Raw genomic sequence first — 1,580 nt, 5'->3', positions numbered from 1 at the left:
AAATACTTGCAGACTACCAGCTGAAAGTTGGACAACTGACAACTAACTCCGGTGTTTGGCCGAAAACTAAGCTGCTTGCAGACTTTGAACAGTTTTGTGACCGCTCCCGTACAGAAACAAGGGAGCTAATAGAAGGCGCTAAAAAACTTCAGGAACAAAGGAACAAAGGAATAACACCAACACAATACGTCTGCTGATTACTCATTCAGCCCAACTAGAGCAGAAAGTCAAAGCAGCTGCATACAAGTTGGAGGCAACTACACACGATCTTTTAGGTGTAGGGCAAGTAATACGAATGATTATTATGTGTCACCGACCCCTTTTATTATTCTTATATTCCCTCCGTCCCCTTTTGCTTAGTATTACATGACACGGCACTCCGGCCATATACATTCTTGGCTTCCTTGGCATTTCAGCTTCCTCTATCTTCCTTGATAGTTAGCCGTGATTATCGACCTAAGCCAAGGTCTTTTCAAGCTGAGTAATGCGAATGATTATTATGTGTCACCGACCCCTTTTGTTTCATGCAGTTAATAAGAAAAACCAACAAGTATTTATCGAATATGCCCACCCCTTACATACAGAAAAGTTAATGGCTCTTTTTATCGAAGAGCTCAACTCATTATGCAAGCAAACTCTCAACCTTAAGGACGGAATCAAAGCCTACGCGAAGATTCACATGGGCTTTGTACATATCCACCCCTTCTGGGACGGAAACGGACGCCTTGCGCGATTAATTGCAAACATTCCTCTGCTAAAGTCAGGCCTTCCCCCCATCGTTATTTCGCAGGACGAAAGACAGCAGTACATAAAAATACTTGCAGACTACCAGCTGAAAGTTGGACAACTGACACCTGACTCCGGTGTTTGGCCGAAAACTAAGCTGCTTACTGACTTTGAACAGTTTTGTGACCGCTCCCATAAAGAAACAAGAGAGCTAATAGAAGGCGCTAAAAAACTTCAGGAACAAAGGAACAAAGGAATAACACCAACACAATACGTCTGCTGATTACTCATTCAGCCCAACTAGAGCAGAAAGTCAAAGCAGCTGCATACAAGTTGGAGGCAACTACACACGATCTTTTAGGTGTAGGGCAAGTAATACGAATGATTATTATGTGTCACCGACCCCTTTTATTATTCTTATATTCCCTCCGTCCCCTTTTGCTTAGTATTACATGACACGGCACTCCGGCCATATACATTCTTGGCTTCCTTGGCATTTCAGCTTCCTCTATCTTCCTTGATAGTTAGCCGTGATTATCGACCTAAGCCAAGGTCTTTTCAAGCTGAGTAATGCGAATGATTATTATGTGTCACCGACCCCTTTTATTTGTTTTCTGAGAGTGTTGCCTATTTTAAGCAGGCCGCCAAAACCAATCACATGCAGTATCAAAAAATGATACGCGAGTTACTTGACGAGTATGTGGCACATCAAAAAAATGCTAACAAGTAGCACCACGTTAAACAACTCTCGATAGCGAACGAGACGACTCTCCCATAATGTAACGCATCACCGACATGTCTTATTGATGTATTGCACGTAGCGCCGCCCAAGTGACTGCATCACTTTAGAGACA

2 protein-coding genes are annotated in these 1,580 nt (G+C 42.9%); both read left to right on the top strand.

Annotated features, from left to right (window positions below):
* Positions 1-197 (top strand): hypothetical protein (locus A3756_RS28530; RefSeq protein ID WP_231875471.1); only part of this gene is annotated, 197 nt, incomplete at its 5' end.
* A gap of 293 nt (positions 198-490) precedes the next feature.
* Entirely contained in the window at positions 491-1,009 is a 519-nt protein-coding gene (locus A3756_RS03240) for a Fic family protein (RefSeq protein WP_197481132.1), read from the top strand.
* Positions 1,010-1,580: the final 571 nt, after the last annotated feature.

The organism is Oleiphilus sp. HI0086, from assembly GCF_001635225.1.
The sequence above is the reverse complement of the archived record's forward strand: the minus strand, read 5'-3'. Positions and strand labels throughout refer to the sequence as shown.

What these genes read in the sequence shown, in the direction of transcription:
- A3756_RS03240 (WP_197481132.1), top strand. Translation starts at nt 491, where the DNA reads ATGATTATTATGTGTCACCGACCCCTTTTGTTTCATGCAGTTAATAAG.